The 25,204-nt window shown below is 65.7% G+C and carries 23 protein-coding genes; 9 read left to right on the forward strand and 14 right to left on the reverse strand.

Annotated features, from left to right (window positions below; translation table 11 throughout):
* Positions 1-2: 2 nt before the first annotated feature.
* Complete coding sequence (locus OTER_RS22930; RefSeq protein ID WP_012377331.1) at positions 3-1,760, reverse strand: TIGR03790 family protein; 1,758 nt, start codon at positions 1,758-1,760, stop codon at positions 3-5.
* Positions 1,761-1,839: 79 nt separating this feature from the next.
* Between OTER_RS22930 and crcB the strand changes: the two genes are divergently transcribed.
* Together crcB and OTER_RS22940 are read left to right on the forward strand one after the other, a co-directional pair.
* Positions 1,840-2,238, forward strand: coding sequence for a fluoride efflux transporter CrcB (gene crcB, locus OTER_RS22935; RefSeq protein ID WP_012377332.1), 399 nt, complete (start codon positions 1,840-1,842; stop codon positions 2,236-2,238).
* A gap of 2 nt (positions 2,239-2,240) precedes the next feature.
* Positions 2,241-2,585 carry a DUF190 domain-containing protein gene (locus tag OTER_RS22940; protein WP_012377333.1) on the forward strand — a complete coding sequence of 115 codons (345 nt, stop codon included), beginning with the start codon at positions 2,241-2,243 and terminating at the stop codon, positions 2,583-2,585.
* Here OTER_RS22940 and OTER_RS22945 read toward each other — a convergent pair whose 3' ends face one another.
* The 8 genes from OTER_RS22945 to aroB form a co-directional block, all read right to left on the reverse strand.
* The gene (locus OTER_RS22945; RefSeq protein ID WP_012377334.1) at positions 2,586-3,635 is read right to left on the reverse strand and encodes a phospholipase C/P1 nuclease family protein; all 1,050 of its coding nucleotides are present in this window, start codon (positions 3,633-3,635) and stop codon (positions 2,586-2,588) included.
* 125 nt (positions 3,636-3,760) lie between these two features.
* Entirely contained in the window at positions 3,761-4,888 is a 1,128-nt protein-coding gene (locus OTER_RS24710) for an N-acetylmuramoyl-L-alanine amidase family protein (RefSeq protein ID WP_012377335.1), read from the reverse strand.
* Positions 4,889-4,897: 9 nt separating this feature from the next.
* Positions 4,898-5,563, reverse strand: coding sequence for a translation initiation factor IF-3 (gene infC, locus OTER_RS22955; RefSeq protein ID WP_012377336.1), 666 nt, complete (start codon positions 5,561-5,563; stop codon positions 4,898-4,900).
* 111 nt (positions 5,564-5,674) lie between these two features.
* Positions 5,675-6,091 (reverse strand): HesB/IscA family protein, encoded by a 417-nt coding sequence (locus OTER_RS22960; RefSeq protein WP_012377337.1) that lies wholly within the window; start codon positions 6,089-6,091, stop codon positions 5,675-5,677.
* 98 nt (positions 6,092-6,189) lie between these two features.
* On the reverse strand, positions 6,190-7,200 hold the full coding sequence (locus tag OTER_RS22965; protein ID WP_012377338.1) for a PdxA family dehydrogenase: 1,011 nt from the start codon (positions 7,198-7,200) through the stop codon (positions 6,190-6,192).
* A gap of 55 nt (positions 7,201-7,255) precedes the next feature.
* Positions 7,256-8,026: an acyl-ACP--UDP-N-acetylglucosamine O-acyltransferase gene (lpxA, locus tag OTER_RS22970; RefSeq protein WP_012377339.1), complete on the reverse strand. Its 771-nt coding sequence runs from the start codon at positions 8,024-8,026 to the stop codon at positions 7,256-7,258.
* Positions 8,023-8,640, reverse strand: coding sequence for a hypothetical protein (locus tag OTER_RS22975; protein ID WP_012377340.1), 618 nt, complete (start codon positions 8,638-8,640; stop codon positions 8,023-8,025). Before OTER_RS22975 ends, lpxA begins: the two co-directional genes overlap by 4 nt.
* A gap of 253 nt (positions 8,641-8,893) precedes the next feature.
* Positions 8,894-9,979 (reverse strand): 3-dehydroquinate synthase, encoded by a 1,086-nt coding sequence (gene aroB, locus OTER_RS22980; protein ID WP_012377341.1) that lies wholly within the window; start codon positions 9,977-9,979, stop codon positions 8,894-8,896.
* A 114-nt stretch (positions 9,980-10,093) separates the two neighbouring features.
* Here aroB and OTER_RS22985 point away from each other — a divergent pair, with 114 nt between their 5' ends.
* The 7 genes from OTER_RS22985 to OTER_RS23015 all read left to right on the forward strand — a co-directional run bounded on the left by OTER_RS22985 (position 10,094) and on the right by OTER_RS23015 (position 17,535).
* A complete protein-coding gene (locus tag OTER_RS22985) occupies positions 10,094-12,367 on the forward strand; it encodes a TonB-dependent siderophore receptor (protein ID WP_012377342.1) in 2,274 nt (757 codons plus the stop codon).
* 26 nt (positions 12,368-12,393) lie between these two features.
* On the forward strand, positions 12,394-13,623 hold the full coding sequence (locus tag OTER_RS22990; protein ID WP_012377343.1) for a PepSY-associated TM helix domain-containing protein: 1,230 nt from the start codon (positions 12,394-12,396) through the stop codon (positions 13,621-13,623).
* A 78-nt stretch (positions 13,624-13,701) separates the two neighbouring features.
* Positions 13,702-14,178 (forward strand): Dps family protein, encoded by a 477-nt coding sequence (locus tag OTER_RS22995; protein ID WP_012377344.1) that lies wholly within the window; start codon positions 13,702-13,704, stop codon positions 14,176-14,178.
* 153 nt (positions 14,179-14,331) lie between these two features.
* Positions 14,332-14,745 (forward strand): hypothetical protein, encoded by a 414-nt coding sequence (locus OTER_RS23000; RefSeq protein ID WP_044891974.1) that lies wholly within the window; start codon positions 14,332-14,334, stop codon positions 14,743-14,745.
* A gap of 24 nt (positions 14,746-14,769) precedes the next feature.
* Entirely contained in the window at positions 14,770-15,210 is a 441-nt protein-coding gene (locus OTER_RS23005) for a hypothetical protein (RefSeq protein WP_012377346.1), read from the forward strand.
* A 154-nt stretch (positions 15,211-15,364) separates the two neighbouring features.
* Complete coding sequence (locus tag OTER_RS23010) at positions 15,365-15,784, forward strand: hypothetical protein (RefSeq protein WP_012377347.1); 420 nt, start codon at positions 15,365-15,367, stop codon at positions 15,782-15,784.
* A 287-nt stretch (positions 15,785-16,071) separates the two neighbouring features.
* Positions 16,072-17,535, forward strand: coding sequence for a Gfo/Idh/MocA family protein (locus OTER_RS23015; RefSeq protein WP_202796014.1), 1,464 nt, complete (start codon positions 16,072-16,074; stop codon positions 17,533-17,535).
* 138 nt (positions 17,536-17,673) lie between these two features.
* Here the strand turns inward: OTER_RS23015 and OTER_RS23020 are convergent, their stop codons facing one another.
* The 5 genes from OTER_RS23020 to OTER_RS23040 form a co-directional block, all read right to left on the reverse strand.
* Positions 17,674-18,048 carry a hypothetical protein gene (locus tag OTER_RS23020; protein WP_012377349.1) on the reverse strand — a complete coding sequence of 125 codons (375 nt, stop codon included), beginning with the start codon at positions 18,046-18,048 and terminating at the stop codon, positions 17,674-17,676.
* Positions 18,049-18,201: 153 nt separating this feature from the next.
* Positions 18,202-20,487, reverse strand: coding sequence for a CHASE2 domain-containing protein (locus tag OTER_RS23025; RefSeq protein ID WP_012377350.1), 2,286 nt, complete (start codon positions 20,485-20,487; stop codon positions 18,202-18,204).
* A gap of 30 nt (positions 20,488-20,517) precedes the next feature.
* Positions 20,518-21,627, reverse strand: a complete 1,110-nt coding sequence (locus OTER_RS25505; protein ID WP_012377351.1) for a FecR family protein — start codon at positions 21,625-21,627, stop codon at positions 20,518-20,520.
* Between the two features lie 11 nt (positions 21,628-21,638).
* Complete coding sequence (locus OTER_RS23035; protein WP_012377352.1) at positions 21,639-23,792, reverse strand: O-antigen ligase family protein; 2,154 nt, start codon at positions 23,790-23,792, stop codon at positions 21,639-21,641.
* A 177-nt stretch (positions 23,793-23,969) separates the two neighbouring features.
* Positions 23,970-25,004, reverse strand: coding sequence for a glutamine synthetase beta-grasp domain-containing protein (locus OTER_RS23040; protein WP_012377353.1), 1,035 nt, complete (start codon positions 25,002-25,004; stop codon positions 23,970-23,972).
* Positions 25,005-25,204: the final 200 nt, after the last annotated feature.

The raw sequence follows: 25,204 nt of genomic DNA on the forward strand, positions 1-25,204 counted from the left end.
ACCTAATCGGATCGTTGGCCCTCCACATCGCGGACCGCCGGGGTAGCCGGCTCTGCTGCCGCGGCCCCGCCGTTGGGAACGCGGGCGTCCCGCCCACCCGGACGCGACTGCCGCGGCGGCGAGCCGGCGCTTTCCGCGCGGCGCGGCTCCAACGTTCGCAGCTCCTGCCGCCAGTTCTCCGCACGCTGCAGGTCCTTCGCGGCATCCGCCGCCGCGATCGCGTCCGGCAGCCAGGCGCTCTTCACGCCCGCCGGCATGCCGGGCGAACGCAGGAGTCGGTCGAACACCTCGATTGCGGCGGGCGCGCGACCGGCACCCCGCAGCAGGTTCGCCGCTTCGCGGGCGAGCGCCCACTCATCGCTGCGATAGCTGTCCAGCAACGGCACGAACCCCACCGCGTCGGCTGCGCCGCTCTCGTCGCCCGCGGCTTTCAACCGCTGCGCGAGCGCCAGGCCGACCGCGAAGCTTGGTTGATCGCGCTGCGTGCGCCGCGCGAGCACCAGCGCCTCGTCCGGCCGTTTCGCAGCTTCCAGCGCCAGCATCTCGCGCACGACCGCGTAACCTGCAAGCCGCTGAGATGGGACTTCGCCCGGTTCGCTGTCCGTCGCCGCACGCGCGAATGGCCGAAACAAGGGATCGCCGATCGCGATCGCCTGCCAGCTCAACACGGGCTGCGAGTAGCAGGCGGCATCGCCGAAAGTGTCTCCGCGTAGCAGCGCGCGCAGCAACAGATCCGGCCGGTGCGTGAGTTGCAGATACGGTTCGAAAACATTCCCGACCGTCGCCGTCACGCCGCGGGCGATCAGCGGCCCGCACCAGTTCGCCTCCGCCGAGCGCAACGTCTGGGCCGAGTAGCTGTGGATGTGCAACGCGATCGCGCCCGGCGGAAAACGGAAGCCGGGCAACTTGAAGGGCCCGTTCACCGCGCCGGCATACCAGCCAAAATACAACACCGGCGCGTCGAACCGCGCGGTCGCGCGGAGGGTCGACGGAGTGCGATCGACATCGAGATCGAAACCGGCCTCGCGCAGCTGCCGCACTACCGACTCGAGCCACCGATCGCCGTCCGGATGGTTGCCGCCCAGGTCGACATAGGCGCGGCCGAGCAGTCCGGTTTGTTCCGCCGCGACGGCACGATCAACCAGGCCTAACGCGTCGTCCACCGTCGGCCCATCGAGCCGCGACACTTTGATCACAGCCGCGCGCTCGAAGGCCGACGGTGCATCGTTGCGGTGAAGGGCATTCGGCACGAAGGCGTTGATCGCGTAACCGGGATTCGCCAGCAGGCCGAGTTCCGAGTCGACGGCGCCGGCATTCGTGCGAAAAATCGAGTTGTTGGTGAACGGCAGTACCGGTTCATACAATGCCGGGTCGTGCGCGATCCGCAGCGGCACCCCGCGGCAGACCACGAGGTAAGCGATGCGATGGCCGGAGACCGCCCGCTTCGTCCGGCCGACCGCATCCGTCAGCCGCATCGGAATCGCGTCGATCCATCGCGCCCGCATGAGTTCCACCGCGAGCGGCTCCCAGATCGTCCGGACAAATTCCGCCCAGCTGATCGTCTCGGAAAGCGGCATCGGCAGCGTGACGATGTTCTCGCGCGGCACGCCGCGGACTTCGGCGTAGTGCTCGGCCACGCGCACGGAATCGCGATCCTCGCTGTTGGCCAGCAGCACGACGCGCGCCGCCAGCTCGTCACCGCGAACCGCGGTCGCGCCCAGCAACGCGAGCAGAGTGCAAAGTCGGGGAAACCAGCGCAAAACAGGCCAAGCGTGGGCATCACGGCCCGTTTTTCGAGCTGCATTCGCGACATGGTTGTGATGAATCCACCTCGCTCGCATGTCGCTCTACCTGTATATCGCCCTCGGCGGGGCCCTCGGCAGTGTCGGACGCTTCGCCCTCTCCGGTCTCGTCGCGCAGCACTACGGCGAGACGTTTCCCTGGGGCACGCTGGTCGTGAACGTCGTCGGTAGTTTCATCATCGGTTTTTTCGCCACGCTGACCGCGCCCGAGGGACGCATGCTCGTCGGCGCGACGGGCCGGCACTTCGTCATGACGGGCGTGCTCGGTGGGTTTACGACGTTTTCCTCCTTCAGTCTGCAAACGCTGAACCTGCTGCGCGACGGCGACTGGGGCCGCGCCGGTGGCAATGTTGTCGGCTCGCTTGTGCTCTGTCTCGTCGCGGTGTGGCTGGGTCACATCGCGGCGGTTGGACTCAACTCGTTGAAAGGCTCCTGATCATGCACCTGCCCGAAGACGCCACCCTGCTACGAATTTTCATCGGCGAGTCAGACCGGTTTGAACACCGCCCGCTGTACGAGGCGATCGTGCTCAAGGCCCGCGAAATGAAACTCGCAGGCGCCACCGTGCTGCGCAGTCCGCTCGGCTTCGGCGCCGCGAGTCATCTGCACACCGCCAAGATCCTGCGGCTTTCCGACGACCTGCCGATGGTGATCGAGATCGTCGACGCGGCCGAGAAGATCAACGCGTTCCTCGCCGTGCTCGACCCCATGATGGGCGGCGGCCTGGTCACACTCGAACCCGTGCGCGTGATCCACTACCGGAGCGGGCCGAAGAAAGATTGATCAGCGCGCCGGCGCGGTCGCCGCGGCTTGCTGCCGCCTCAGCAACTCGCCCTGCAAGTAGACATCCGGAATCGTGTTCCGCCAGGCGGTGAGCCAGATCGAGCCCAGCATCTCGCCGCCCACCTGCAGCTGCTCGCAGATGAACGTCCGCGCCTCGCTTAAATCCGCCGCTTCCGGCGCCAGCTTGCCCGCTTTCTCGAGCTGATAGAGCGGCTCGACGCGGGCGTTCTGCGCCAGCGCGTAGTCCATCACCTGCACGAAAACCGGATCGCGTCCATCGGCCCGCGGCTGGACAGACAGCGCATGCGCCGGCCGGACCTGCGCGCAGACTTCACCGGCGGTGACACCGGTCTGCGCGATCAACCCGCCGTCGAGCCAGGCGTGAATGCCCGTCCAGGTGGAGTAGCCGTGCGGATTTTCGCCGACCCAGCCGTGGTGATGCATCGTCGTGTGCAGCGGCTGCGCGAGGTCGCCGACGACATGACCCATCACACCCATCAGGTAGAGGATGTTCGCGCGCGCGTTCTCGATTTCGACCGGCGTGCCACCGTGCTCCTGATACGCTTTCAGATACGAGAACGCCGACTTGAGCTTGCCGTAATACTCTGCCGCCGCCCACGGCGCGAATCCCGCCCACTCCCGCGAGCGATCGGCGTTCTTCGCCGGATCGATCGGCGGAAATTTTTCCGGATGCGCCGCGCGCCCGGCGGCGAACGTCAGCGCGAATTCGAATCGCAGCGAACTCACGGTCCGCGGATCCACGCCCGCTCCCGCAAGGTGCTCGAGATCGCAGTAGTGATCGAGCCCGTTGGCGTGCTTGATCGGCAGGTCGGGGACGTTGCGCCACCGGTCCGGTTCACCGGCGAGAAAAGCGATCCGCTCGGCGGCCGCCGGTGCGCGCACGAACTCGGGAAAGTCGGCCGGCAGTGACGCGAGCGCGGCTTGGTTGACGATGCGATGGCCCGTGTAGTCCCACGCGGCGAGCGGCGAAAACATGAGCAGCCCGAGCGTCACGGTGGCTGCGAACCGGGAGCAGAAGCGAAAAAGCATGCGGTCACGAAAACGATTTTGCCGCGCGGCGCGACAGCGAAGACGCCCAAAGGTGGAACGCGCGTCCCCGCCCGCTGGCATCATCACCAACCAAACAGCCCGCCCGGACGGCGGGCTCTCCACGTCTACTTCCGGCGCAAGGTTCGCACCACTGACGCGTAGCGCTCGATCCCGGAGGCCAGCACCTCGGCGATCTTCTGGCGATACGCCTCCGTGGAGATCTTCTTCGCCTCGGCGTCGTTGGACAGGAAACCGGATTCGACCAGCGCCGCCGGGCACTGGAGTCCGCGCAGCATGCCGAGGTGCTTGGTCTTGTGCCCGCGATCGGGGAGCTGCAGGCCCTCGATGGTTTCCCGGTGCAATGCCTGCGCGAGCGCAACGCTCCACACATCGTAACGGTTTACCGGCGCGGGATCGTCCTCGGTGTCGTCCTCCTGGCCGAAACCGCGGGACTGATCGGAACGTTGTCCGGCGCGCGTGAACGTGAACACCTCCGCTCCGCTCGTCTTCGTGTCGGGATAGAGCGAGTTGAAATGCACGCTGACGAAGAGGTCGGCCTGCGCACGGTTGGCAATGATCGCACGCTGCGGCAGATCCACTTTTTCGTCGGCATCGCGCGTGAGCACGACCGTGTAGCCGCGGAATTCGAGCAGCTTTTTCAGCCGCAATACCACATCGAGCGTGAACATCTTCTCCTGCAATCCGAGCCGCGGATTCTGCGTGCCGGTGTCGCTGCCGCCGTGGCCGGGATCGAGCGCGATGATTTTCGGCTCCGGCGGCCGGTTGGGCGCCAGCGCCGGCTTCAACAGCGGCACGAGACAGGATTCGTAGTCCGTGTGGCTGATCTGGAAGCCCCCGCCTTTGCTCGTCACCGGCTCGCCGAGGAAGAACCGCAGGCCGTTGATTTTCGTTTCGCGACTGTCGAGCTCCAGCTCCATCCGCCGCGAACCATCGGTCAATTCGATCATCCGGCCCGGGCGGTCGACGGACAGTTTCAATCCGAGCTTCGCCGCGGCGGACGCGAGGCCGACCGTCGGCACCGTCCGCGCGCGTTTCGTCGCGGGTGCCGGCGGGGGTTTCTGCCGGCTGACCGTCGCGACCGAAGTCGTCGGCGCGGAGCCGCGCGGAGCCGGCGCCGCGGTGGCGCCGGGTCGGGTGGGTGCAGCGCGCACGCCTCCGGCAGGATGCAGGTCAGACGAAATTCCCACTGCGACCGCGAGGCCGAGGAGGATTCGTCGGGCCGCCGCAGGCATGCGCCGCGCTCAGGCTTCCGCCGGACTCGAGACGTTCTCCGGCGCCTCGTCGTCTTCCTCGATGTCGTCCTCGCCGGGCACGTGGAACTTCGGCTTGCGCTTGTTCACCGGCAGCGGGCTGAGCATCACGTGAATATTGCGGCCGATCAGTTTCGGGTCCGCATCCGGATGGCCCATACCGGCGAGCTCGATGACGGCGCGCTTCATGACGTTGAAGCCGATCTCGGTGTGCGCCATCTCGCGGCCGCGGAACTTCAGCCGCAGCTTCACCTTGTTGCCGTGGCTGAGAAACTGCTCGGCGTGGCGGAGCTTGGTGAAGAAATCGTTCTCGGCGATGCGCGCGCTAAACTCGATTTCCTTGATCTTGCTCGCCGTGGACTTCGAGTGCGTGTGCTTCTTCTGCTCTTCGTAAACGTATTTGCCGAAATCCATGATCCGGCACACGGGCGGCGTCGCGTTGGGCGCGACTTCGACGAGATCGAGCCCGTTCTCGAGCGCGAGATTGATGGCTTTCGGAGTATCAAGGACGCCGAGCTGCTTGCCCTCGGGCGAAATCACACGCACTTGCGGGACCTTGATCCGATGATTGCGGCGGATCGCCGCGAAAGGGTCGACGTTGCGACGTTGATAAGAACCGGGGCGGCCGCCACCGGCATAAGGAAACGAATTGGCCATCAATTAAGTTGGGTGATCGAGTGACTGGGTCGCGCGCGTTCTCGCCGGGTTGGAGGCCGTTGACAACATCTAAGTGGTGCGTGGCCCCCTGATCGCGCCGTCGGGCGGGCGTCAGACGCTGAAGCTTTCGCCACAGGAGCAGCTCGCCTTGGCATTGGGATTGGAAAACTTGAAGCCGCCGGAAACCATGGCCGACGAGTAATCGAGTTGGGTGCCCTTGAGATAAAGGGCACTCTTGCTGTCGACCAACACCTCCGCGCCAGCGGTGCGTACCAGGAGGTCTCCGCGCCTCGGCTCCGGGACGAACTTCATCTTGTAGCTCAAGCCATTGCAGCCGCCGCCCGTGATCGCGATCCGGAGGAAATCCCCCTGGTTCTCGCGTGCGAGCAAGGCCGCCACCTTCGTTCCCGCCGCAGGCGTCAGCCGTACGAGGTTCTCGTTGCCGAGGCGTACGCCCTCCGGCAGGCCGCTGGCGGAAGCAGCGGCGGGCGGCAGAGCGGGCACAGGAGCGGAGGCGAGTTCGGACATGGACGACCCGCAAGGAGCAGGCCGCCGGAAAAACTGCAAGATCCGGCCACAGTTCCGTGCGACGGTCACGGTAGCCGGGCTCGTCGAGCCCGGACTCCCTACGGCTCCGCCCGCGCGGCGATCAACTGGCGTGCGACCGTGACTGCGTTCGCAAAGCTGGTCGCGCGGGCCACGCCCTTCCCGGCAATGCCGAAACCAGTGCCGTGGTCCGGGCTGGTTCGCACGAACGGCAAGCCGAGCGTGACGTTCACCGACTCGTCGAAATCGATCGTCTTCAACGGCGCGAGTCCCTGGTCGTGGTAGAGCGCGATCACCACGTCGAATTCGCCCTGCAGCGCCCGCGCAAAGATCGTATCCGCCGGCTGGCAACGCGACAGCCCGGCGAACTCGGTGCGGAGGTGGTCGAGCGCTGGATCGATGAAATCGCGCTCCTCGTAACCGAGCAACCCGCCCTCCCCCGCGTGCGGGTTCAACCCGCACACGCCGATCCTCGGTTTGTCGGGAGGGATGCCCTGCCCCCACCGGTCGTTGACTGCGTTCGCCCCGATCGCGGCGTGGACGGGAGCCCCCGCCCTGCAATCAATCCGCGCAATCTCCGTCGCCGCCTGCGCCGCGCGATGCAGCAGATGCGGCCCGAGCCGGCCGCCGACTTCGTGCAGCGGAATGTGCCACGTCGCGAGCACGACGCGCAGCCGGCCGCCAGCAAAAGCCATCACCGGCTCGCCGCCCCAACGCGCGGCGAAAAACTCAGTCTGTCCGGGAAACGGATAGCCGATCTTCGCCAGACGCTCCTTGCTGATCGGCCCGGTCACGACGCCGCAAAACTCGCCCTGCCTGCAACCTTCCGCCGCCCGCTCTATCGCCGCCCAGGCGACCAGCGCGCCATCCGCGTCGGGCGCGCCCGGTGTAGCGGAAAAGTCCTCCAACCCGACTGCGATTTTGCGCACTCCCGCCGGCAGCGATTCGAGCCAGCGCGGCGGGCCGATCACCACCACGTCCTGCGACACTGCGGCGGGCGACGCGAGCCAGGAGGCGATCACCTCGGGTCCAACCCCTGCCGGATCGCCGCAGGTGAGGGCGAGTTTGGTCGTGTTTGGGAGCTTGCTCATGGTGGAAGGAAGGCGGACCGCGGAAGCCGGTGAAATGCAGACGTGGACCCCGATGCTACTCCGCGGCAACTTCGCCGCCGCTGCCGCGACGCGGGCGCGCGAAGCTCCGTTTGCCTTCGCTGAAAAACTCGAGAAACCGCCGCGCTTCGGCGGTTTGAAAACCACCGGTCGCGAGCGTCTCCGCGGCAACGGACCGAATGTTGCCCGGCGTGAAGAAGACCGCGTGAAACGCCCGCTTCAGTTCGCCGATCGACTCCCGGCTTAACCCGCGGCGCTTGAGGCCGACGACGTTGAAGCCGGCCACCGCGTCGCGTTCCGCCACCATCAGATAAGGCGCGATGTCACGCGTGATCGAGGCGTGGCCGCCGATCATCACGCCGTCGCCGATCCGGCAGAACTGATGCACCGCAGCCCCGCCGCCGAGGAACGCGTGATCGCCCACCGCCACGTGGCCGGCCAGCAGCACCGCGTTCGCGAGCACCACCTGGTTTCCGAGCACGCAATCGTGCCCGAGGTGCGAACTCGCCATCAGAAAACAGCCTTCGCCGACCGTGGTGAATTCGCCCGCGTGGATGGAGCGGTTCACTGTCACGTGTTCACGAATCACCGTGCCGGAGCCGATCTTCACGCCGGACTCCGTCGCGGGATCGAATTTCAGATACTGCGGATCTCCACCGACGACGGCGAACGGATGCACGACCACGCGATCGGCGAGCAGGCTGTGCTTCCGCACGATCGCGTGCGCGTGAACTTCGCAGTCGGCCCCCAGCTGCGCGCCGGGTTCAATGATGGCGGTGGCATGAATCACGGCGGTGGAGCGGGTCATTTCCGGCGCGCAATCGCTCCGGGCAAGTCCAGCTGCGGATCCTTCAGCAGGTCGTAGTTTTTCAAAATCCGCATCACCTGCAGCGCGTCGCTCTTCGAGTAGTTCTGGTTCACCTCGATCTTTTCGAGCAGGTCCAGCAGCATCGCGCGGAACGAGATGATCGCGTCGACGCCGTGGCTTTTCAGCAGCTCGACACTTTGGGAGCGGAACGGCTCCGCAGTGGGCAGACTCGGCAGCACCAGGACTTTCGTCGGCGGTCCATCCGCCTCCTCGTCGGCCGCCTGCGGGAAAAAGCGCGCCGCCTCCTTCAGCACGTTTTGCTCGAGAAAACTGAAAATCTCCGGGCTGCTCTTCAGCATGGTCGGAGTAAACACGCCCGTATGCCAGCCCTTGACCGAGATGACCGCCTTCTGCACGAACGGCAGCTCGCTCGAAAACAGGAAGAAGTCGGGTTTGCGCGACCCACGCTGCCAGGCCGGATTGTAGACCATCAGGTCGATCTCCTCCTCGGCGTGTTTCCGGCGAGCGGCCACCTGATACTTCCGCGGTTGGCGGACCAGAAATCCGTTTTGTTCGAAATACTCGCGAACGATGCCTTCGTCGATGGCGGACATGATGTCACCTACAAGGGAGCAAGGTGCTGCACCCAGAGCAATCTTTCTCCCGAATGCCCGAGCGTCCCGAGCGGTCCTCATTTCTAAGCACGACCGCGCGCCAAACGGTAGGCCAGGCCGGCGTCCTGGCCGGGCGTGTGCTCCATGCAGCCACCTCATCGAGGCGGTCTACAACCGACCACGTCATCGAGCGCTGCTCCCTCCCGGTCCGCCACGTGTGGGACGCGTAGCCGCGCGCGTTAGCGCGCCGCTCTCAGCTCGCGCCGACTTCGCGGAAGCACTCCGCCGCGAGTTCCGCGGGTACGTCGTCCTGCGTGACGGCTTCACCGAGCTTTCGGAGCACCACGAAGCGCGGCATGCCCGCGCGCACTTTTTTGTCGCGCGCCATCGCGGCCAACAGGTCCATCAGCACGAGCGGTGTCCGTAACTTCACTGGCAGCCGGTGCGCCGCAACCACCGCATCGACGCGCGCCACGTCCGCCCCGCCGAGGTGGCCCAGCTTTGCCGACAACCGCGCCGCCGCGCACATCCCGATCGCCACGGCTTCGCCGTGCAGGTAGACGCCATAGCCGGTCACCTGCTCGATGGCGTGACCGAACGTGTGGCCCAGGTTAAGCAACGCGCGGCCGCCTTCGGGAGCGAGTTCCCGCTCGTCCGCCTGCACGAAGGCCGCTTTCAACGCACAGCATTGACGAATCACACCGGCGAGTTCGGGACTCACAAAGCTCAACGGCGCCCGCTCGAGCAGCTCCAGCAGCGCCGCGTCGCCGAGGAGGCCATACTTGATGACCTCGGCCATACCCGCGGCAAATTCCCGCGCCGGCAGCGTCCGCAGAAAATCCGTCCCGATGAACACGCCGCGCGGCTGGTGAAACGCCCCGACGAGATTTTTGCCGGCCGGGATGTTGATCCCGGTCTTGCCGCCGACGGAGCTGTCGACCATCGCGAGCAACGTCGTCGGCACCTGATAAAAATCGATCCCGCGCAGCCAGCTCGCCGCGATGAAACCGGCAAGATCGCCGATTACCCCGCCGCCGAAAGCGAAGACGACACCACGGCGATCGACTTTTTGCGCAGCCAGGAAATCCATCGCGCGGCCAAATGAGGCGAGTGACTTCGCGGATTCGCCCGGCGCGAACGCGAGTCGCGGTGAGGAGCCAAACATCGCTTCCAGCGCCCCGACTTGGGCCGATGCCACCTGCTCGTCGGTGAACACCGCCACTTTGCGGCCGGCGGTGGTGAGCTCTGCGACTTGATCGCGGACGTTATTACGCACATCGGCCGCAAAGACGATCGGGTAGCTGCGGTGCCCGAGATCGACGGTCAACGTGTTCGGCATGAGCGGATAAAGCTCCTGAGCGCCCGCCGCGTCAAATGCCATCTTTACTTGAGAGTGAGACGCCGTCTCACTTTTGGGTTGAGATGAGACCCGGTCTCTTCTTCAAGTGCGCCGATGACTTCCGCCATCCGCACGTGCTGCACTTGCCTCTGCTCTCTCCTCGCCACCGCCATGCTGCAGGCTCAGTCGCTCGACGGCGATCTCGTCGCCGCCAACTGGGACTCGCCCATCGTGCTGACCGCGCTGGATGTCAGCGGGCGCCAGCTCACCTACGAGGACTCCACCGCGTTCAAGCTGCCCGTAACCCTTCACGAGACCCCTCGCAGCGTTACCGTGCTGGATCGCGTGCGGATCCGGGAGCAGAACTTCGTTCGCTTGGAGGACACCTTCCGCTATGTGCCGGGCGTCTTCTCGCGCAGCCAGGATGGTGACAGCTACCATTTCCTGTCGCGGGGCTTCGACATGGGCCCCGACCAGACGATGGTGGACGGCTTCAGTGGGCTGCTCGCCGGCGGCACGTTCAGCCCAAGCCTGTTCAGCGTCGACCGGGTCGTCTATCTCCGCGGTCCCGCCGGCCTCCAGTATGGCGCCGCGACCGTGCCGGGCGGCGTGATCAATCTGATCACGAAGCGTCCGACGGAAAGGCCGTTTGCCCGCGCCGAAGTTCGTGCCGCCAGCTACGCCGGCCATGGCCTCGACCTCGGCTCGAATCGTTCGCTCGAGGTCTCAATCGACACCGGCGGTCCGCTCACGCCCGACGGGAAAGTGACCTATCGCGCCGCCGCGCTCGTCCAGAACCTTGGCTCCTACAAAGACGGCATCAACGATCGGAACCGTGGGCTTCTCGCCGCCCTCACGTGGAAATTCGGCGAAGATGACCGCTTCGAGCTCACCCCGATATTCCTCTGGCAGCGGCAGCCGTTCGGCGCCGGCCGCGCCGTTTCGATTTCTCCGGCCACGTCGCTCTCGACCGCCGACGGGCTGACCGGCCCCATCCACACCGCCGATCTCACGCCGCTGTCGCAGAACTATTCGGAAGGCGAGCGCGTCCTGGAAAACACGATCGCCGGTTTCGACTTCCGCGCTGCGCTCAGCGACGCCTGGCACGCGCACGTCGCCTATCGGTTCATCCAATCCGACAGCGATTCCAACCAGTTTCTCGTCCAGACGGCTTCACTTCGTCAGCTTGAGGGTCGTTGGGTCGTTTCGCGCCGTCAGGCGATAAGTGAGATCGGCCGCCAGAATCACGCGTTCGACCTCAATACGTCCTACGAGTTTACGCCGCTCGCGGGCGCGAAAAATCTCACGCTGCTCGGCTTCAACGGTCGTTTCTACCAGCTTACCTACTCCCGCGCGGCCGCCACGCAGCCGGACCAATCGCCGATCGACCTCTACACCGGCGTGCCGGTGAGTCCGCTGGTCGACCACCGTCCGGCTTTGGTGAACGCCTTCCTCAACGATGACTTCTATTGGAACGCCTACCTCCAAAATCAGACGTCCTTCGCCGATGGCCGATGGACGCTCACGCTGGGCTTGGGCTACGGAGAGCAGCAGTTCGAGCGCGACTACTCAGCCGTGTCAGCACCGCCGCCCCAAAACCTCGAGGCATTAACGGCCACCCGTAAAGGGGACGTGACGCCGAACGCGTCGTTGGTTTTCAACGTCAGTCCGGCCGTCGCCGTGTATGCGAGCTACTCGACCAGCTATTCACCGGCCGACAGCTCCTTTGAGAACGCCGCCGGCCAGACCGGCGGCTTCGGCCCGACGACAGGGACCAATCTCGAGGTCGGCGCGAAACTCGATCTGCCCGCCTCCGAATCGACGCTCACCCTGAGCGTCTTCCGCACCGAGCTGGACAACGTGCTCGTGCAGTCGAGTCCTGCGGAGCTGAACCCGAACGGGAATCGTTTCTACACGCAGACCGGTGGCGGGCGTCTCACCAAGGGCATCGAACTCGGAGCGGAGACTCGCCCTCTCCCCGGCTGGCGGGTCAATGCCACCGCGAGTTATCTCGATTCGGTTTATCGCGGTGAAGGTCGCCTTCGGGGCAGCCGTACCGAGCGCACGCCGCCGTGGGCGTTTTCGCTCTACAATCGCTACGACTTCGCCGCCGGCGTGCTGAAAAACCTGGGCGTCAGCGTCGGCCTGATCTGGCAGGACCAGCGGTGGTCCGCCGCGCGCACGAGCGCCGCGCCGGATCCGCTGCTGCTGCCGAGCTATTGGCGCGTCGACGCGGGATTGTTCTACCGGATGGGCACGCATTGGGACCTTGCCCTCAACCTCGAAAATGTCCTCGACGAGACCTATTTTGTGAACGGCACCACCGGTGCGGCGCTCGAGTTAGGCGCGCCGCGCAGCCTCAGCCTGCGCGTAGGCTACCGCTTCTGATCCACCGCCACACCGGCTCAAGACTCATGACCATTCGTCGGACCATCTTCTGGCTCCACTTGATCGCAGGAATCATCGCCGGGCTCTCGATCGCCGTGATGTGTTTCACCGGCGTGACGCTCGCGTTCGAGAAACAACTCGTCACGTGGTCCGAGCGTGACGCACGCCAGATTGAGCCGCCCATGGGCTCCGCGGCGCGACTGCCGGTCGAAGAGCTTCTCGCGCGCGTCCGTGCCGTGAAACCCGACGCGAAGCCCGGCTCACTCACGATCTCGTCCAACCCGCGCAGCGCGGTCGCGGTGTCGCTCGGCCGCGACGCCACCGTTTTCGTGGACCCCTACGCCGGCGCCGTTCGCCGGCCGGCGTCGACGCGGATGCACGATTTCCTGCACGTGATGGAAGACTGGCACCGGTTTCTGGCGCTGACTGGCGATCACCGTCCGACGGGCAAACTGATCAACGGCATCTGCAATCTCGCGTTCTTCGTGCTGGCGGCGACCGGGCTGTATTTGTGGATTCCGCGCCGGTGGTCGTGGCGGTCGATTCGCGGCGTGGTGTGGTTTCAGCGCGGCCTCGAGGGCAAACCACGCGACTTCAATTGGCACAACGTGATCGGCCTCTGGAGCGCACCCGTGCTCATCGTGCTCACGCTCACGGCGGTGCCGATTTCGTTCCGCTGGGGCAACGCCCTCGTCTACCGCCTCGTCGGGGAGGAACCGCCCGCCCGCCAAGGCCCGCCGGGGACCGGATCGCCGGCAGTCGAGCTGCCCGCGCCGACGACCGGAGCGCAGCCGCTGTCGCGCGACGCGCAGTTCGCCGCGGTACGCGCTGCATTTCCGGATTGGGAGCAAATTACGCTCCGGCTCAGTGTGCCCGGCAGCGGCGTTCCGGGAGCGCGGATAACCACGTCTGCATCCGCACAGCGAACGGACGCGGTCGCGCTCGCAGCCGAGCCGGCCACGTTCGTCGTCAAGACGCCACCGACTTGGCCGCGCACCGCGACGACCACGGTGACGCTGAATCCATTCACCGGCGACGTGATCCGGCGTGAGGCATTTTCGGACCAATCGGCCGGCCGCCAGCTTCGGAGCTGGACCCGATTCCTGCACACCGGCGAAGCGCTCGGCTGGGCGGGCCAGCTCGCCGCGGGCGCCGCGTCCCTCGGTGGTTGCTTCCTGGTCTATACCGGCCTCGCTCTTTCCTGGCGGCGCTTCTTCGGCAAACGGGGAGCGAAAACGCCCGCAACCGCGAGCTGAGCGATTCCGGGATTGGCCTGAACGGAATTCCGACCCTGCCGATTTGCGGAGTCGATGCGCGCTTCCTATACTGGACGCATGAAAACCGCTTCCGACGCCAAGACCAAGACGGACTCCGCTGTCGTCTCCGCCCTCAATCTCCTGCTCGCCGACTCCTACGCCCTGCTGGCCAACACGCACCACGCTCACTGGAACGTGGAAGGTTCGGACTTCTTCGCGCTCCACGAAGCGTTCCAGAAACAATATGAGGCGTTGTTCGAAGCGGTGGACGAAATTGCCGAGCGCGTGCGCGCACTCGACGCCTATCCGCCGGGTGGTTTGCAGACGCTCGCGAAGCGCGCCGGCATCGAGGAGTTCCCCAGCGGCGCAGTGCCCGCGCGCGATCTGGTCGCCGGGCTCATCGTGGCGCATGAAAAGGCGATCACCGATGCGATCGCGGCACGCGACGCCGCCGGCGACGCCAACGACCTCGAAACGCAGGATCTCGCGATCGGCCGCATCCAATGGCACCAGAAAACGTCTTGGATGCTGAAAAGTTATTTAAAGGCCCACTGATCCGCTGCGACCCTTTTCCCCCCCGCCACGTGCGCGCCGGCTGTTTCCCGCGCGCCGTTTCCTCTAACCACGCCAATGTCTCTCTCTTTCGCATCCGCTGAATCAGCGGCTTCCCACCCTGTCTCTCCGGCCGCCTGCCCGCTGAACCACGGTTTGTCCGTCGTCGATCAGCTGCTCGCCGCGATCACCCGCGACGGCGACCACGAGGAACTGAATGCCGCGCTGGACTTCCGGCTGATGCTCGCGGGTGCCCCCAATCCGGCCGCGGTGCTGCGCGCTTTTTTCGACCTGCGGCATGCCGTGGCGGAACGCCACTACCTTCCCTTCTACCGGCTGCGCCGCTGGCTGGAGACCAACATGCTCGCGCTCGTCCACGTCGACCGCAGCTCGAGTCCGCATCGCGTCCGGCTCCAGCTCGACGCGGCCAGCTTCGGCGCGTTGTATGCGCAATGCGCCGTCACCGCGACCGCGGGGCGGCCACCTCAAGCTTGGACCCGCGTCCAGTTCGCGGCCGCCGACCTGCGGTCGTCCGGTGCCGGTTCCGAACAGCCGTTGCCAACCGCGTGATCTTGCCCCTTCGTTGCCAGCGCGATGAAACCAATTCTGGCGCTGGTGCTTCTCTCGGCGCTGCTCGTCTCCTGCTCGAGCGTCGAGACGCGCCGGAGTCCGGGCGCCGATCTGAGCCGCTACCAGCGCTTCTATGTGGTGCACCGGCTCAACGACGACCGGCACATCGACGAGCTGATCGTCCGGCGTTTGCGGGAACTCGGCCGCGAAGCCTCGGCCGGCCATTTGACGATGATGCCGGAGAACACCGAGGCGATCGTCACCTACGACGACGTTTGGGCTTGGGACTTCAAATCCTATCTCATCCAGCTCACCGTCTACATCAGCGACGCACGCCGGGAACGGCCTCTGGGCCATGGCTCGTATCGGCAACCCTCTCCGGTGACGAAACCTCCGCAGGAGTTGATCCGCGCCATCCTCGATCCACTCCTGCAGCCGCGGCCCGCGAAGCGTCCACCACCCTGACCGGCCGTGGCCGGACCTCACGCGGGATTTCACACTTGTTTCGCGGCCACGCGGAACTCCGCGCTGAATTTTCATTCGGTACATCCGATCTCCACCCTCGACAGGCTACAGGAAACCCCCCACGGTAAGGCACCCCAGTTCGGTTACCCCTCGCATGAAAAAGCTGCCCTTCTGCGTGCTGCTCAGCAGTGCTCTTTTTGCCATCGCCGGAACCGTTTTGCTGCTGCACGTAGCGCCGCAACCGGCGCCTTTCCCGCTCTTTTTCCCGCTCGTGTGGGACCTCGTCATGGTCGGCACGGCCGCCAGCATTGTCCTGCGTTGCGATTGCGCGCGCTGCGCCGGCATCACCTGGGGTATTTTCTGCATCCTCGCCTCCCTGGCGATCGGCGCCGCCGCCTTCTGGTGGCTGCTTCCGCAGCAAGCTGAGCCTCACGGCACGCAGCGGCTCGTCTTCATGCTGGTGACCGTCGCGTTCGGCTTGGTGTTCGGCATCTGGCAGCTCTTCGCCGTCAATAGTCCGTCGGTCCGGTCATGGACCGATGCGCACACGGGCGGCTCGCACAGCCACAGCTGAGCGGCGCCCGTGCCTGTCGAGCGCAAACCGGTCGAAACCGGCCGGCGCGGAGGCCCCGCGCTAGGTGGCGAGCGCTCCGCGGATGGGCTTGGAGAACCGTCCCTACCGGCGACAACGCTCCGCGGCGTGTTCGGACTGTCTGCCTGAAACGCCAGCCCGGTCGGCGCATCCTCGGCCGCGGCCGCGCGTCGGGGCAACGACGAGCGCGGCTCCGCGCTTGAGATCCCGCGAGCCGGCTTTCCTGCTTTGCTCACCCCCTTATGTCCGAAAACCCCGTCTCTTCCCCCATGAATCGTCGTACGTTTGTGAAAACGGTTTCTGCGGCCGGCATCGGCGTCGCCGCTTTCGGTCCCCAGTTGTTTGCCGCGACCACCCGTCCCACCGGTTCACGCAAACGCTACGCCATCGTCGGCGTCGGATCCCGGCACCACATGTATCAGGACGCGATCGAACGCACTTACCCGCAGCACGCCGAACTCGTGGGGCTTTGCGATACCAATGCCGGCCGGCTCGAACTGGCCCGCACCCGCTCCACCCGCAACGAGGCCACGCCCCCGCCAGCGTTTCTCGCCCGGGATTTCGACCGGATGCTCGCCGAGACCAAGCCGGATATCCTGATCGTCACGACGGTCGATGCCACGCACGATGACTACATCGTACGCGGGCTGCTCGCCGGGGTCGACGTGATCACCGAAAAACCGATGACCACGACAGCCGAGAAGTGCCAGCGGATCCTCGACGCCAGGAAGAAGTCAGGCCGGAACCTGCGGGTCACGTTCAACTATCGCTATTCCCCGCCGCGCACGCAGGTGAAGGACATCCTGATGAGCGGCGAGATTGGCGAGGTACGTTCGGTCGATTTCCACTGGATGCTCAACACGCACCACGGCGCCGACTATTTCCGCCGCTGGCACGGCGAGAAGAAGAACTCCGGCGGGTTGATGGTGCACAAGGCGACGCACCACTTCGACCTCGTGAACTGGTGGCTCGGCGCCATGCCCGCGACGGTGATGGCGACCGGCAAACGCGAGTTTTACACGCCGACGATGGCGAAGCGGTTCGGGCTGCAGAGCCACCACGAGCGCTGCCACACCTGCCCCGAGAAAGAAAAATGCGGGTTCTTCATGGATCTCGCCGCCAGCCCGAGCTTGAAGTCGCTCTACCTCGACCAGGAGCGCTACGACGGCTATTTCCGCGACCAATGCGTGTGGAATCCGCGCATCGACATCGAGGACACGATGAACGTCCTCGTGAACTACGATAACGGAGTCACGCTCGCCTACTCGCTCAACGCCTTCAACGCGTGGGAAGGCTACACGATCGCGTTCAACGGCACGCTCGGCCGGCTCGAGCACACGATCGTCGAGCAGGTCTACGTGAATGGCACCGACACCGTCCAAGGCGGCATCGCGGCCGGCGGTGTCACGACCCGCGTGGTCCCGCTGCGCGGGGAACCCCGCACGCTGGAGCCGTGGACCGGCACCGGCGGCCACGGCGGTGGCGACAAGGTGATGCTCGACGAGATCTTCCTTCCGGAAGTTCCTGCCGACAAATACCAGCGCGCCTCCGATGAGCGTGGCGGCGCCGCTTCGATCCTCGTGGGCATCGCGGCCAATCGCTGTTTCGAGACTGGCCAGCCCGTCAAGATCGGCGAACTCGTCACGGGCCTCACGCCGCCCCACTACGCCCCGATGCCGTCGCGCACCGCACCGCTGCCGATGCCGGCGAAAGTCGGCCGACTGCCGAGCTGATCCCCGGGCACGCCGGCTCGTTGGGGCCGCAGCCGCCCTCGGCCGCACGGTCTTGCTGTCGTGCACCCGCGCCGGGCATAGCACGATCCAACGAGCAGGCGGGGCGCCCGCGCTCCCCCGCACGCGCAAGCCGCGATCCTACCCGGCTGCCTGAATCCGATCGGTCCAGTTGATCAACCGGCCGGTCTCCGCTTCGATCCGTACGATCGCGCCCCGGACCGACTTCACGATCAGCTCGCCGTCCACCTCGTCGAGAATCGCCGCGCACGGATCGCTCGCGTCGGGCCATTCCGCCATCCACAGCAGCCGGTTCGCGCCGTCGACGCAGTAGAGATTCGGGATCCCCGGCAGCAGCCCGAACGGGTGTTCGCGCACGTACGTCCGCAGCGGGCCGCGACGGAATTCCACAATCGCCGTGGCGATCGGCGCGTGGCAGAGCATGCGAGTGCCCAGACGGCCAAGCTGGCAGACGGCGCCGTCGATGACGGCATAGGCTTCGAGCGGGGTAGTCACGAGGGGAGCGCCACAACAGCAAGTTAGGGAGCAGTGGGCGAACTTTTTTTTACGTGAGCCTCAGTGTCGGAGCTTCCTGTAGGCCACCTCGGTGAACTGGCTGTTCCCAGTCAGGTCACCGCCCTGGCCTAGAGCCCAAGCAGTCCATCCGCTTCACTTTTCCTGCATCACCTGCACACCGTCCCAATCCGGCGGCGGCGGTTCCGCTCGGTAGTGCGCGGTGATTTTCTGATAAACCAGTGAAGGATTGCTGCTGATTCCCGACGCCGGCCCCGGGATGTTCGGCTCCAGCTCGGCGCTGCGCGCGAAGAGCGCGAGCGCGCCTACCCAATCGCGGCGGGAATAACACTCGAGCCCGGCGGCAAACCGCGCGATGCACTCGTGGGTCTGCGCCGTGACATGCTCCTTCAACCCGACGATCTCGTGAATCGGCACCGCCTGCGTGCGGCCTTTCACCACAATCCGGCCGAGCGGGCGAAAGACCACGCGATCCGCGCCGTGCTGCTCGCAAGCAACTTTGGTGGCGTCGGTGCACATTGAAAAGACGCCCCAGCTCTTCGCGCCGCTCTCCATCCGCGCGGCCAGGTTCACGTTGTCGCCCATCATCGTGTAGTTGAACCGGGTCCGGCTGCCCATGTTGCCGATCATGCAGACGCCCGTGTTGAGTCCGATCCGGGACTGCATCCGCCCGACGATCTCCGGCCACTTCGCCCCCTCCGCCTGCCATTTCAGCCTCAGTTCGCCGAGCTTCCGTTGCACCCGCTGCGACGCGACGCAGGCGCGATAAGCATGATCCGTCAGCGCGATGGGCGCACCGAACATCGCGACCACGGCATCGCCGATATACTTGTCCAGCGTGCCGCCTTCCTCCTGCACGATGTCGGTGCAGGCGGTGAGATACTCGTTCATCAGCTCGACCAGCGGGCCGGAACCGAGTTTTTCCGAAAACGTCGAGAACGACTGGATGTCCGAAAAATACGCCGTGATCTCGGCATCGTGGCCTCCCAGTTGCGGCGACTCGCCGGACTCGATCATCCGGTCCACGAGCTGCGGCGAAACATACGTGCCGAACATGCCCTTGATCCGCCCGCGCTGCTTCTGCTCGTCGACCAACTGCCAGATGACGCCCACAAAACTGGTGGTGAACGCCGCTCCGAGCGGCGCCGTCATCGGCAGCAGGAGGTGCTGCGTCTTGAACAGCAACAACGCTGCGCCCACATAGGCCGCGAGCAACAGCAGGGCGGCAGCCTTGGTCCACACGCTCCGCGTCCCGGATTTGGTCGCCAAACCGGTCACGCTGATCGTCAGCAGGACTACGACCGCGAAATCCAGCCAGGCCACCCCCGACCAACGCGGGAGCGACTGCAGGTAGTGGCCGGAGAGGATCGTTTTCACGACATTGCCGTGTACGCCCACTTTCGGTGCCGGCACCTCGTCGAACGGCGTCGTCGCGAGATCCTGCAGCAGTGGGTCGACCGGCCCGATCAGAACCATCGCGTCCTTGAACTCGGGCTGCGCGAAAAACTGCTCGGCCGCCGCCTTCTCCTCCGGCTTCTCCGAGGCGAGCATCTCCGCGTAGCTGTAGACCGTGGAGAACCCGATCCGCGGATTACGCGCTGACTGCCAGGCCGAAAACCAGTTCACCTCGAGCAACTGGCGGTCGCGCAGCGGAATCCGGCGCGCCAGCGAGCCGTCCGGTTTCACCAGATCGATGTGATCGCGCTCGATCTTCATGCCGTCCAACTCGACTCCGTCGTGCAGCCGCACCAGTTCGAGCGCGAGATGATGATAGGTCCGGACCTCCGACGGCGCGAACAGCGGCACCGTCCGCGTGTCGCCGTCCAGCGTATCGATCAACCCGATGAGGGCAGGACTCCATTGGCGGCGGGGATCCTTTTCGCTGATCCTGAACGACGGCAGTTCCGGCAATGAGGGCTGGGCCTTGCCCCGCGCAATTGTCAGCAACGGCAACTCGCGGTAGACCAGTTGGCCCGAGATATCCCGGTCCACCGCCGCGGCATACGACGCCGCCAGCACCACCGACGGAGTCTTGCTCAGATAACGCGCGAACTCGACGTTGCCCTGAACGCGTTTCTTCCAGTCCACCGACTCCGCCACGCCGTTTTCGGAGAAAACGACGTCGATCCCGATCGCCTTGACCTGCGCTCGTTCGATCAGCGCCGCCGCGACCCGGGCGAAATACATCCGGCTCCAGGGCATCCCGCCGATTTCCGCGACGGACTGCGAGTCGATGTCGACGTAGAGCAGCTTGACGGGCGCGTCGATCTCCCCGCGAAACCGGAATCGCCAATCGGTCAGTTTGTTTTCGAGAAACGTCAGCGTGCCGAAATGCGCCGCGGCGCACCACACCAGCGGAATCGGCAGCAGCACGAGCCAGCGTGCCCACGCCAGCTTCGTGATCTTCGTTCTCGGGATCACAAGCAATGACGCTCGCCGGCCGTCCGCGGCTTACAGCCCATCACCCGGCGTGGTGTTGGATGGCGGCGTGGTCGGCGGAGGCAAAGGTGGGGGCGGCGGATTGTCCGTGGGCGGCGGGTTCTGCTGCTGCTGTTGTTGCTCCTGCTGCTCTTGTTGCTGCTGCTCCTGCGCCGCTTTGTCCGCGGCTGCTTTGTCTGCAGCCGCCTTGTCTGCCGCAGCCTTCTCCGCGGCGGCTTTTTCAGCTGCGTCCTTTTCTGCCGCCGCTTTTTCAGCGGCCGCTTTCTCCGCCGCCGCCTTTTCGGACGCAGCCTTTTCCGCCGCCGCCTTCTCGGCTGCGGCTTGGTCAGCTTGGGCCTGTTGGGTGGTGCTGATAATCACCGCAGCAGCCGCCTGCACGATCTGCTGGCTGGCGACGGCGATGACTGCCTGGGTTGCGGGCGGAATCGGCTGCGTGCCCGTGACCACGGGAGGTGCGGTCACGGCCACCGTGCCGGTGGCGGCGTTAACCTGCACGTCGACGGCCACCACGATTTCCTGACCGGTGGGGACGGCCGCGACCGCCCGGCTGATCGGAGCTTCGTACAGCACCCGGCCCTCAGCCGTGCTCAGCGTGAAGAAGACCTGGCCGGTCGCCGTCGGCCGGAACACGATCCGGAACGTCGTGCCACGAATGCCCGCCGCGCCCACCGGCGTGTTCACCACAAACGACGAGCCCGCCTCGTGTTTGATCTTTTTGACGTTGCCGACCAACTCGCCCCGCGTGAGCGAGATTTTAGTGACCGACGTCGTCGGCTCCTCCTCGAGATCCGCGGCCGCGAGTTCCTTGTCGAACGGTTCCTGCAGGAACTCGTCGATCGAAAGGGTGGAGTCGGCGCCGAGATTGATCGCCGAGCCGTTCGAGAAGAGCAGAATCGCGATCGAGTCAGCTCCCGTCGTCACCACGTATTGCTGGCCAATGACCATGCCTTCGGTCAGCGGCACCTGAACCTGCGTCGCGAGGTTCGTCGCATACACGGTGCCCTGCACCTTGACCGCCCGGATGTGGCCCGGCGCACGGTTCTGTTCCGCCCGTGCGCCCTGCACCAGGAAAGTCATGAGGCCGCAGAACAGCAGCCAGGAAATCGATTTCACGATGCGCATGGAAGCTGGGATCAGGGGGCGCCACCAGACTCAGTCAGGCGTCGACGCAATGCTTGCGCCTCGCGGTTTCCTGCGTCAAGGCGCAAGCAGAACTCCACCGCCGCGAGCGCGCGCCCGCGCTGCGACGGGATCAAACTCAAGTGAAAGGCGTGATGATACCAGGCGCCGGCCCATGCTGGCGCGGTCGCCACCGCTTGGACAAACGCCGCCCCTGCTTCGAGATGTCGCCGTCGCATGTCGAGTGCGACTCCGCGCCGGATCCAGAATTCCGGATCAGCCTTCGAAAGCGCGAGCGCCCGGTCCGCAGCGTGCTCCGCCTCGATCGCGAACGCGTCCAGCCGCGTCGGCTCGATCCAGGCGAACAGCGCCTTCACGTAGGATAGGTCCGCCCACGCCGCCGCGTTGGTCGGGTCGATCCGGTTGGCGCGCTGCAGCGCTTTTAGCGCATCCGTCAGCACCGGCCGCCATTCCGACACCGGTGTCGCGCGCACCGCCAGCCGGTCGATCGCGCGCCGTGCGTCGTAGCGCAGCGCTTCGGCGCGGTAGAGCGGTAGCACGTGTCCGATCAGGCCGATCAGGGTCGCGAACGCGACCGCGGCAAAACCCCACGCCTTGAAGAAGTCGCCCCGCTCCGCCGGGGCGCGGCACTGCGGCCACGCCGCCTGGACGTACAGCGCCGCGACGACCGCGAACGCGAGCGCGAGCGCGGGAATCTTGAAATGGAAATCGACGAACAACTGCAGCGCGAATGCCACCAGCCCCGCCGCAAGCCCGCGACGAAACATCGCCGAGTCGAGAAGGCCCGCCGCGGTCACGGGAGGGTCTTGTAGCGCGGAGTCTCCCGATCCCGCCGCCGCATGGAGCGCCGCCTGATCCGGAAATCCCGTCCTACCTCGCTTCCGGGCCCGGTGCGCGCCCCACCCGACCACGGCCCACGCACCGAAGCAGAGCGTGAACCCCACGGCGCCATAGTCGCTCAGCGTATTCAGATAGTCGTTGTGCGCCCACAGCGGATCATCCTGAAATGTCGCCGGCCGGTGTTTCTCGAATGCGACCGCGAAGCTCCCCGCCCCGCTGCCCCAGACGGGGTGTTCCGCAAAAATCCTCCACGCCCCCCGCCACAGGATCGGCCGCGACAACTCGCCGCTGTCCTGCTTCAGCTTGATCCAGCGTTCGCGCACCAGGTCGACCTGAAAAAACGCCGTCAGCGCGATCGCGCCCAGCGTCACCCCCACCACCGCGGTCCACCCGAGCCGCCTTCGCCACGAACCGCCGCGAGCGAACAGGGGCCAGGCCACCAGCACGACCGCGAGCGAGATCCACGCGCCGCGGCTCACCGTTAGCCCGAGCCCGAGCAGGAACACGACGGCGACATAGCCGAAGAGCACGCGCTGCACCGCACTCGCCCCGCGCCGTAGCGCCAATGCGCAGCACGGCGGTAGCAGCAACAGCAACAACGCGGCCAGACTGTTGGGAATGCCAAACGATCCACTCGCCCGCCCGACGAATTGCTGCACCTGCGTGCGACCGAGCATCAGCCAGTCAGGCCGCACGAATCGCTGGTAACAGCCGAGCACGACCGCGGTGAGGCCCAGCAGCAGCAGCAGCGTGAACAGCGTGCCCCGCGCGGCCGGCGAACGCACGCCATTGAGCGCGACCCAGAACATGATGCCGAGCTGCGCCCAGCCGAACCAATCGCGCCAGCCGAGCCACGGCACCGGCGAGATCCATGCGACGTTCGCCGCGGCGTAGACCAGAAAAGGAAGCACGAGCCAGCTGGCAGGATGCAGCGAAACGTCGCCAGGGCGGGGCGCCAGCGTGGCCTTGCGCGTGAGCGCAGGGAGGACTGCCGTGCCTTCCATCCCGCCGCTCATGCGGCGGGCCACGTCCGGATCAGGAGGCCCTTCGGCCCTCTCCACCGCAGGCGCAGCCCCCCTCCATTCGTCCCCATTCGCGCCATTTGCCGGCCACACCCGCGCCGCCGCCGCGTCGGCCCGCGCCAACAAGTGCACGACGAATAACAGCCCCGTCAGCATGCTCGTCACCACCATCGTCTCCGCCCGAAATCCACCGAGGCACAGCGTCGTCCAGATCAGGTTCGCGCCCAGCAGCGCGACCTGAATCCATTCCCAGATCAACGAACGGAGAGCGGGAGCATTTGACATCCGAGGAGCGCGCCCACGCGGCCGTCGCCGGCGGCGGCTGCCGGCGTGGGGCAGGCTCGTTGATGCCGCGATTGCCGCAGCGCTCCGAGCAAAAAACAGCGCCACCCCCGCGAGGGGATGGCGCTGCGAGATGATGAGAGGGCACCGACGCCCGACTCAGCGTATGGCGACGCGCGATCAGTTCGTCGGCACGCTCTGCACCGTCTTCAAGATGCGGCCGGCGACCAGATACGGGTCGGCGGCGGAGTTCGGCCGGCGATCTTCCAGATAGCCCTTGTAGCCATTGTTGATGAAGCTGTGGGGGACGCGGATCGACGCCCCGCGGTCGGCCAGACCGTAGGTGAACTTGTCGATCGACTGCGTCTCATGGAGACCCGTGAGCCGGAGGTGATTCTCCGGTCCGTAGACCGCGATGTGTTCATCCATGAGCTTGTTGAACGCCGCCATGAGCCGGTCGAAGTAGGTTTTGCCACCGACCTCGCGCATGAATTTCGTCGAGAAGTTCGAGTGCATGCCGGAGCCGTTCCAATCGAGCGGCGCATCGAAGGCCCCGCGGATGGGTTTGCAGCGCCATTCGATGTCGATCTCGTGCTTTTCACAAAGCCGCAGCAGGACGTAGCGGGCCATCCACATCTGGTCGGCCGCGCTCTTCGAGCCTTTGCCGAAAATCTGAAACTCCCACTGGCCTTTCGCCACCTCGGCGTTGATGCCTTCGATGTTGATGTGCGCATCGAGGCAAAGGTCGATGTGCTCGTCGACGATCTGGCGGGCCAGGGAACCGACGGCCTTGTAGCCGACGCCGGTGTAGTATTCGCCCTGCGGGTAAGGATAGCCGTTCTTCGGGAAACCCAGCGGAGCGCCATCCTTGAAGAAGAAATACTCCTGCTCGAAGCCGAACCACGTGTCCGGATCGTCCGGAATCGTCGCGCGCGTGTTGGACGGGTGCGGCGTCTTGCCGTCCGGCATGTAAACCTCGCACATCACCAGCACGCCGTTGCGTTTCGTGGAGTCCGGGAAGACCGCCACCGGCTTCAACACGCAGTCCGAACTTTTGCCCTCGGCCTGCCGGGTCGAACTCCCGTCGAAGCCCCAGTTGGGCAGTTCCTCGAGCTTGGGGAAGCTGGCGAATTCCTTGATCTGAGTTTTGCTGCGGAGATTGGCCATCGGCTGATAGCCGTCGAGCCAGACATATTCGAGTTTGTATTTTGCCATAGTTGAGTCGGTTGGGGACGGGTTTTGTGGGCTTGCCGCGCTGGATTCGTCAAGCGGGGGATTAACCCGCCGGTCGAGCAGCCTGGAAACCGCGGTCGGGATTTAGCAGCTCGCATGCCACCCCTCGGCGCATATTGAGGCATTTTCGAACGCGGCTGCCGAAGCACGCCGCTTCGCTGAGCCAGCCGTAGGGCCGCCGT

The organism is Opitutus terrae PB90-1 (assembly GCF_000019965.1).
Lineage (GTDB): Bacteria > Verrucomicrobiota > Verrucomicrobiia > Opitutales > Opitutaceae > Opitutus > Opitutus terrae.

Bases quoted from the DNA above. Each gene is read 5' to 3' on its own strand.
- OTER_RS22990 (WP_012377343.1), top strand. From the start codon at position 12,394: ATGACCATTCGTCGGACCATCTTCTGGCTCCACTTGATCGCAGGAATC.
- OTER_RS22965 (WP_012377338.1), bottom strand. From the start codon at position 7,200: ATGAGCAAGCTCCCAAACACGACCAAACTCGCCCTCACCTGCGGCGAT.
- OTER_RS22945 (WP_012377334.1), bottom strand. From the start codon at position 3,635: ATGCTTTTTCGCTTCTGCTCCCGGTTCGCAGCCACCGTGACGCTCGGG.
- OTER_RS22960 (WP_012377337.1), bottom strand. From the start codon at position 6,091: ATGTCCGAACTCGCCTCCGCTCCTGTGCCCGCTCTGCCGCCCGCCGCT.
- lpxA (WP_012377339.1), bottom strand. From the start codon at position 8,026: ATGACCCGCTCCACCGCCGTGATTCATGCCACCGCCATCATTGAACCC.
- OTER_RS22985 (WP_012377342.1), top strand. From the start codon at position 10,094: ATGACTTCCGCCATCCGCACGTGCTGCACTTGCCTCTGCTCTCTCCTC.
- OTER_RS24710 (WP_012377335.1), bottom strand. From the start codon at position 4,888: ATGCCTGCGGCGGCCCGACGAATCCTCCTCGGCCTCGCGGTCGCAGTG.
- crcB (WP_012377332.1), top strand. From the start codon at position 1,840: ATGTCGCTCTACCTGTATATCGCCCTCGGCGGGGCCCTCGGCAGTGTC.
- OTER_RS22940 (WP_012377333.1), top strand. From the start codon at position 2,241: ATGCACCTGCCCGAAGACGCCACCCTGCTACGAATTTTCATCGGCGAG.
- OTER_RS22975 (WP_012377340.1), bottom strand. From the start codon at position 8,640: ATGTCCGCCATCGACGAAGGCATCGTTCGCGAGTATTTCGAACAAAAC.
- OTER_RS23035 (WP_012377352.1), bottom strand. From the start codon at position 23,792: ATGTCAAATGCTCCCGCTCTCCGTTCGTTGATCTGGGAATGGATTCAG.
- infC (WP_012377336.1), bottom strand. From the start codon at position 5,563: ATGGCCAATTCGTTTCCTTATGCCGGTGGCGGCCGCCCCGGTTCTTAT.
- OTER_RS23005 (WP_012377346.1), top strand. From the start codon at position 14,770: ATGAAACCAATTCTGGCGCTGGTGCTTCTCTCGGCGCTGCTCGTCTCC.
- OTER_RS22995 (WP_012377344.1), top strand. From the start codon at position 13,702: ATGAAAACCGCTTCCGACGCCAAGACCAAGACGGACTCCGCTGTCGTC.
- OTER_RS25505 (WP_012377351.1), bottom strand. From the start codon at position 21,627: ATGCGCATCGTGAAATCGATTTCCTGGCTGCTGTTCTGCGGCCTCATG.
- OTER_RS23010 (WP_012377347.1), top strand. From the start codon at position 15,365: ATGAAAAAGCTGCCCTTCTGCGTGCTGCTCAGCAGTGCTCTTTTTGCC.
- OTER_RS23040 (WP_012377353.1), bottom strand. From the start codon at position 25,004: ATGGCAAAATACAAACTCGAATATGTCTGGCTCGACGGCTATCAGCCG.
- aroB (WP_012377341.1), bottom strand. From the start codon at position 9,979: ATGCCGAACACGTTGACCGTCGATCTCGGGCACCGCAGCTACCCGATC.
- OTER_RS23015 (WP_202796014.1), top strand. From the start codon at position 16,072: ATGAATCGTCGTACGTTTGTGAAAACGGTTTCTGCGGCCGGCATCGGC.